At 53.2% G+C, this 7,072-nt stretch carries 8 protein-coding genes; 6 read left to right on the top strand and 2 right to left on the bottom strand.

Features of this window, described 5'->3' with window-relative positions; genetic code table 11:
* From OEV59_10200 to OEV59_10175, 6 genes are all read left to right on the top strand, one after another.
* A partial coding sequence (locus OEV59_10200) for a phosphopentomutase (GenBank protein ID MDH4228098.1) occupies positions 1-304 on the top strand: 304 nt, incomplete at its 5' end.
* Between the two features lies 1 nt (position 305).
* Positions 306-1,223: a cation diffusion facilitator family transporter gene (locus OEV59_10195; protein ID MDH4228097.1), complete on the top strand. Its 918-nt coding sequence runs from the start codon at positions 306-308 to the stop codon at positions 1,221-1,223.
* 21 nt (positions 1,224-1,244) lie between these two features.
* Complete coding sequence (locus tag OEV59_10190; GenBank protein MDH4228096.1) at positions 1,245-3,686, top strand: AAA family ATPase; 2,442 nt, start codon at positions 1,245-1,247, stop codon at positions 3,684-3,686.
* 6 nt (positions 3,687-3,692) lie between these two features.
* Positions 3,693-4,343 carry a radical SAM protein gene (locus OEV59_10185; GenBank protein MDH4228095.1) on the top strand — a complete coding sequence of 217 codons (651 nt, stop codon included), beginning with the start codon at positions 3,693-3,695 and terminating at the stop codon, positions 4,341-4,343.
* A 29-nt stretch (positions 4,344-4,372) separates the two neighbouring features.
* On the top strand, positions 4,373-5,170 hold the full coding sequence (locus OEV59_10180; GenBank protein MDH4228094.1) for a cytochrome c biogenesis protein: 798 nt from the start codon (positions 4,373-4,375) through the stop codon (positions 5,168-5,170).
* Between the two features lie 13 nt (positions 5,171-5,183).
* Complete coding sequence (locus OEV59_10175; protein ID MDH4228093.1) at positions 5,184-5,831, top strand: hypothetical protein; 648 nt, start codon at positions 5,184-5,186, stop codon at positions 5,829-5,831.
* 45 nt (positions 5,832-5,876) lie between these two features.
* Here the strand turns inward: OEV59_10175 and OEV59_10170 are convergent, their stop codons facing one another.
* Together OEV59_10170 and OEV59_10165 are read right to left on the bottom strand one after the other, a co-directional pair.
* Positions 5,877-6,620, bottom strand: coding sequence for a methyltransferase domain-containing protein (locus OEV59_10170; protein ID MDH4228092.1), 744 nt, complete (start codon positions 6,618-6,620; stop codon positions 5,877-5,879).
* Positions 6,621-6,635: 15 nt separating this feature from the next.
* The coding region (locus tag OEV59_10165) for an AsmA-like C-terminal domain-containing protein (GenBank protein ID MDH4228091.1) at positions 6,636-7,072 on the bottom strand (437 nt) is incomplete at its 5' end.

The raw sequence follows: 7,072 nt of genomic DNA, 5'->3' as shown, positions 1-7,072 counted from the left end.
TAACGATGCTGCCGGATATGCTCGTGCGCTTGAGGCAGCGGACAAAGGCCTCGAAGAAGTAGTGAAAAAACTCGGGCAAGGCGATATAATGTTTATAACGGCTGACCACGGCTGCGACCCGACGACCCCCTCGACAGACCATTCGAGGGAGTACGTGCCGCTTCTGGTATCTGGTGCTTCGGTGCGTAGCGGCGTGAACCTTGCTACGAGGCGGACGTTCGCGGATATCGGCGCAACGGTGCTGGATTTTTTCGCTCTTAAGGGGCTAAGGGCAGGTACTTCATTTCTTTCTCTGGTTTCGTGATATGGACAGACACGGCGTTGACATGGATGCTTCGATTGCAGGGCGCCTTAAGGCAGCGGTTGCGCTGACGGTAGCGGTGTTCGTTGCCGAGTTTGTCGGCGGCATACTTACCAACAGCCTCGCGCTCGTATCAGACTCTATGCACGTGCTTATGGACGCGGTTGCGCTGGCACTTAGCCTTTTTGCGCTCTATATATCCTCGTCCAAGCCCACAGAGCGGCGCACCTACGGCCTCCACAGGGCCGAGGTGCTCGTGTCTCTCATAAACGGTGTTACGCTTCTCGTGATATCGGCTATAATTCTTTATAAGGCGTACTTTAGATTCCTGAACCCAACGGAGGTAAAGAGCGGCGCAGTGCTTATCGTCGCTGCCGTAGGGCTTATAGTGAACCTTACCGTTGCCTTCCGGCTCCACCACTTTGCGAAGTCGGATTTGAACGTAAAGAGCGCGTTTTTGCACGTTGTCGGCGACGCGCTTGCGAGTATCGGCGTAATCGCAGGGGCAGTGATAATGTACTTTACGTCGTACTATGTGGTTGACCCTGTGATAAGCGTGCTCATCGCGCTCGTGATAATTTACGGCGCTTTGAGGGTCATTACTGAGGCCGGGCATATACTCCTCGAAGGCGTGCCGAGGGATATAGACGTTGACAGCGTTCTAAAGGAGATACTCTCGATAGAGGGTGTGACCGGCGTGCACAGCCTGCACGTCTGGAGCATCTGCCACAACGTCAACGCCCTTAGCGCGCACATCGACATAGAGAAGTGGGACAAGGTCGAGAGGCGCGGCATGCTTTCGGCCATAAACGAAAAACTTGCCGAACGCTTCCATATCTTCTATACTACAATTCAGATGGATTGCGCCTCCTGCGGCGATAATTCGGTATTCCGCCGCATGACGCACCGTCACAGGGAGTAGACGCCGAAAGGAGCGGTATTTATGCCGTCAGACAAGCTTAAGGCAGAAGACCTTGCGTGGTCGTGCGATACCTCGTCCTTTACCTTCAAGACGACCGAGGATTTGCCGGATCTAAGGGGCTTTATCGGCCAGTCCAGGGCCATACGCGCCATAGACTTCGGTCTTGGCGTTACCAATAACGGCTTTAACGTCTACGTGCTGGGCGATAGCGGCACGGGCAAGACCTCCACCATAAAGACCATTCTTGACGAGAAGGCCGCTAAGGGCAGGGTCCCCGACGACTGGTGTTACGTCTTTAACTTCGACGAGCCAGACCGTCCAAACGCGCTTCGTCTTGCCGCGGGCGCGGGACATGTTTTTGCATCCGACATGCAAAAGCTCCTCGAGGGCCTAAAGCGCGAGATCCCAAAGGTATTTGAAAGCAAGGATTACGAACGCCACAGGGACGAAATCCTTGAGGGCCAGCAGGAGAGGACGCGCGCCATATTTTCGCGGCTTGAGAAGCTTGCCTCTGAAAAAGGCTTCATGCTAAAGAAGTCAGTTAGCGGCGTTGCCGTGGTTCCTGCAAAGGACGGGCATCCGCTAAAGGGAGACGACTTCGACGCGCTCCCAAGGCACGAGAAAAACGAGCTCGAAGAGAACTCGAAGCGCCTTCAGGAAAAGCTTAACGACGCGATACGAGACGCAAAGGCCATAGAGAACGAGACTCGCGATAAGGTAGAGAAGCTCGACAGAGAGGTCGTGCAGTACGTCGTTATGCCCATGATAAACGAGCTTCTTGGCAAGTACGCGCGCTACGAAGAGGTGGTTACGTATATCGAGGACGTTAGAGACGACGTATTCAAAAGCATCGAGGACTTTCGCCCAAAGGAGGAGCCGCAGCTCCCGATCCCCATACGCATCTCCAAGCCCGAGCCGACATTCGAGCGCTACCAGGTAAATCTAATCGTCAATAACAAGGATGTTAAGGGCGCGCCTGTGGTAATCGAGACCAACCCCACGTATTACAACCTCTTTGGCCGCGTGGAGCACAAGGTCCAGTACGGTGTGGCAGTGACGGACTTTACCCTTATCAAGGCAGGCTCCATGCACAGGGCAAACGGCGGCTACCTTGTTGTGAACGCCATGGACGTTCTTAAAAACATCTTTGTCTACGACACGTTAAAGAGGATGATAAACACCGGCGAGGTAAGGATAGAGGACGTGTGGGAGCAGTACCGGCTTATGAGCACATCCGCATTGAAGCCTGAGCCCATACCCGTGAACGTCAAGGTGGTGCTTATAGGGGAGCCCTACCTGTATTATCTCCTCTATAATCTTGACCCCGAGTACAGAAAGCTCTTCAAGGTCAAGTCCGACTTCGACAGCGTGATGGACCTTGACGAGGGAAGCCTGCTTAGCTACTGCCACTTCATAGCATCGAGGTGCAGGGAGAAAAACCTCCTGCCATTCGATAAGAGCGCTGTTGGCCGCGTAATCGAGAGAGGGGCGCGTATAGCAGGCAACCAAAACAAGCTCACCACCCGTTTTGGCATCATAGAGAACATAATAATGGAGGCAAGCTACTGGGCAGGGGCAGAGGGAAGAAAAATTGTCACTGCCGCCGATGTCGACAAGAGCGAGCGCGAGCGCATATACAGGAATTCGAAGATAGAGGAAAAGCTAAGGGAATACATCACCGACGATACCATTATGGTATCTACCGACGGCAAGGTTGTTGGGCAGTTAAACGGCATTGCTGTGCTCGACCCGGGCGACTATGCATTCGGTAAGCCCTCGAGGGTCACTGCTACCGCTTACATGGGAGACGCCGGTATAGTCAGCATCGAGCGCGAAGTGAAGATGAGCGGGCGCATCCACAGTAAGGCCCAGTATATCGTAAGGAGTTTCCTTGGCGAAAGGTTCTCGAAGGATTTCCCGCTGGCCTTTTCGGCATCGGTGTGCTTCGAGCAGCTCTACGATGAGATAGAAGGAGATAGCGCGACCTGCACCGAGTACTATGCCATAATGTCCGCCGTATCGGGCGTGCCACTTGACCAGAGCTTTGCGGTCACGGGCTCGATGAACCAGAGGGGCGAGGTGCAGCCAATTGGCGGAGTGAACGAGAAGATAGAAGGCTTCTTCGACGTGTGCGCGGCAAAGGGGCTCACAGGCCATCAGGGCGTGATAATACCGAGGAGGAACGTCCGTAATCTTATGCTAAAGGCCGAGGTGAGGGATGCCGTTAAAAAGGGAAAGTTCTCCATTCACCCGATAGATTATGTGGACGAGGGGTTGTCGATACTTTCCGGCATGAAGGTCGGAGAGCGTGGTAAGGACGGGAAGTTTCCGGACGGCACGCTAAATGGCATTGCCGAGAGAAAGCTTCGCGAGTTGGCCGAGTCGCTAAAGAATTTTGGCAAGCCCAAAGATGCTGATAAGAAGAAGCGGAAAAAGGTAAATAACAATTCGAACGGTAAATAGAGGGCCATGGTACTCAAGGTAAGCGAAATATTTTTAAGCATACAGGGCGAATCCACGTACGCCGGTGCTCCGTGCATATTCATACGGCTTGCCGGATGCAATCTCGAGTGCAACTGGTGCGATACGGCCTATGCCAGGGTAACGGACGGAGCAGAAGAGCTCTCCCTTGACGAGATAGTGAACAGGATGGCGGCCTTTCGCGCATCCCTTGTGGAGGTTACGGGCGGAGAGCCGCTTGTGCAGTCGAACGTGTGCGGGCTTCTCGAAAGGCTCGCGGATGAGGGCTACACTGTGCTTCTTGAGACAAACGGCAGCGTGGACCTCTCGGGCGTTGATAAGCGCGTTATAAAAATTGTCGACATAAAGTGCCCTTCCAGCGGCCACGACGGTTCCTTTGATATGGCAAATCTCGCCTTCATAGGGCACGACGACGAGATAAAGTTCGTTATAAACGACGAGGCTGACTACGAGTTTGCGAAGCGTTTTGTCGAGGAGTGCGTGCACGATAGAACTACGAAGATACTGTTTGCCCCTGTAAGGCCCGGGCTCGAGCCTTCGTTGCTTGCCGAGTGGATACTGAGAGACGGTCTTGGCGTGAGGCTCCAGCTTCAGGTGCATAAATACATCTGGGAGGGCGAAGGTAGAAGAGGGGCTTAGCAGCCAGGCACCCTTCATAGTTACGGCCCATGAAAGCGCTTCTTTACATAGCCGCGGCCCTGTACGCCGCGGCTTTTTTTGCAAACCTTGCGGCAGTCCTTAAAAAGCAAAGCGGCGCCGATGCCGTGTCTTTTTCCAGGGCTTCTTTATGGGCCCTCATCGCAGCCCTTGTTGTTCACGCTGCATACATAGGGTGGAGAGGGTATTACGGCGAGAGGTTCCCGGTTGCGAGTATCGGAGAAACCCTCTCGGTTTATTCCTTTTCCGTAGCTTTTCTGACGCTTGTAGTGTGGAGAAGATATTCGGAGCGCATAACGGCGCTAATAACGCTGCCCGTTGCCCTGTTCGCGATTGCCATGTCGATATTAAAGATGGCGCCGCCGCGCGAGCTGCCGCTGATTCTTAAAACAATATGGTTCGAGCTGCATGTGATGACCTCGTTCGTTGCATACGCGCTCTTTACTCTCGCCTTTGCCGCAGCGCTGATATCGCTTGTCCGCACGCTTCGAGAGCACCTTGGCGCCGATTCAAAGGACCTTGGCACTGTGACCATACGCTCGGTTCTCTGGGGGTTCTTCTTTTTCTCGGTTTCGATGTTTTCAGGAGCGATCTGGGGCTTTCTTGCCTGGGGCGCGTACTGGCTCTGGGAGCCGAAAATCATCTGGTCGTTCGTTTTGTGGTTCGCGTATGCTGCGGTCATGCACGTGTATTACGTGAAGAACTGGAAGGCAAAGGGCGTTGCCGTTGGGGCGCTTATAGGGTTTGTCGTGATGATGTTTACGTGGCTTGGCGTTGGGATGCTCATGAAGAGCAGCCACAGCTTCTGAGGTGGTGCGTATGATGAAGATGGCGTTGGCCGTGGCATGCGTGGTGGCCGTGTTATTAATGTCAGGCTGTGCCAATCCGTATTTCAAAAACGCCGCGCCTGGCAGAGGGCTTATAGTGCCAGAGGGCGAGGTGCTCGTTTTCGGCAGGGTGTCTGTCACGGAGAATGGCAAATCGGTCGGCAGTAGTCTTAAGGGCTGGCCGGTTGTTTTCAATCTGTCCACGAAGGAATATGTCAATGTTACCGTTAAAGAAGACGGCTACTTCTGGTGGCTGCTGCCAGGTGGTAGTTATGAGTTGTCCGACTTGCATTACCGAAGGGACTATATCCAGGTTAAGGTAAGGCTGGATGTTCCCGAAGATAGCGCAGGCGCGGTTTATGTAGGCACGCTTAGGGTCGATACAGCGCCGGGCGGTTGGATAGGGATAGAGAAGAGGCAGACTAACGCAGTAACCATTGCCGATGATTTCGAGGAGGCGATGGGGGCTCTGGAGAAAAGGAACCCCGGGTTTAGCGTTGCGGCCGGGAAGGGCCTCATGGTGCACGACGTGACGTTGCCGGACGATCCGAGATCGAAGGCGAATGAGGCCGTACGAAGAGACCGTAATGACTTTTTGTTTTACATGGCGGCGCTTTTTGTGGCAGTCCTGACAGCGCCATGAGGATATTGAGGAGGTTTTGTTGATTGAGTGGCCAGGTTTGCGGCCCTACTTCCTCCACCACATGACAGCGCTTTTCTTAGGGAACCTGGCTATGAGCCCGGTCTTTGTTTTGACGAGTTTCTTTTCGAGAAAATCTCTTAGTGTCGCATCGTGCTCTCCGGTGACGATTCCCATGTACTCCTTCCAGAATTCGAGGGCCTCGTCCATGCCGGTAAACGGCTGGTCGAAGTCGTAGTTTATTATCTCGACATTTGCGTATATGCCAAGCGAATGGAGCATTGAGTAGGTCTTTAGATAGTCGCTTCTGGGCTCGAAGGTTTTTCTAAAGACAAGAGGGAAGAGTTCCTTATAGTAGAACTTGTCTGCCAGAGGGTCTGCTCCTGCAACGAGGAACACAGCCTTTTTGGCGATAGAGTCGGCGTCTTTTAAAAAGGAGGCGTCGTCTTTTAGAAGTTCTGGCACGTTTGCGCAAATTACGGCGTCGTGTGGCTTAAGTGTTGTTTCTCTCCACGCGGCATTGACGGTCTTTACGTTTTTTATCTTTCCTTTTTTAAGCTCGTCCTTTAGAGCATCCATCATGTGCAGGGACGGGTCGAGCGCGGTTACCAGTTTTGCTTTTTTCGCAAGCGGAATGGTGAGCGCGCCGCATCCGCACCCGACGTCGAGGAATGTCTTTGCGTCAAGAGCATTTTTAAGTATTACGGGGAGCACTTTCTTCGCGAAATCGGAGGTTGCAGCCCCGCGTCTATACCAGTTGACCTTTAATCTGTTCCAGAATGTCTTTGACATGATTTTTCCTGCTGTTTACTCCGTGCCTTGAGGCGGCGTCTCTGCCGGAGAGCCGCCGGTTACTTTTCCAGGAAGAGTCTTTATTGTGTCCACTGTTCCCTTGATGGTTTTCTTTGTGCCGCTCTGTATGCTGTCAACGGCTCCCCCGACATGTTTTGTAAGCTCTTTGGGGGTGATGGCCTTTGGTATCGATGCCGCCGCCTTTTCCGGCAGGGACGTTATCCCCTGCGAGGTCTCCTTTATTGTTTCCGTGACGCCGCTTTGTATGCCCTCGAATGCTTCTATTGCCTGATTGGTAAGTTCTTCCGTGTTTGCCGACCTGACCTCTGGGCTTTTTAGCGGCCCGGTTATTTTGTTGTAGAACGTGACCGTGCTTTTGTCCTTCCCGGTTATTATCCAGTTAACCACAGGGATGTTCGAGAGTATTTTATCCAGTGTTACGAGCGGGTCTA

The organism is Deltaproteobacteria bacterium (genome assembly GCA_029858205.1).
Taxonomy (GTDB): domain Bacteria; phylum Desulfobacterota; class GWC2-55-46; order GWC2-55-46; family DRQE01; genus JAOUFM01.
Note: the sequence above shows the minus strand (reverse complement) of the source record. Positions and strands in the feature narration are given on the sequence as shown.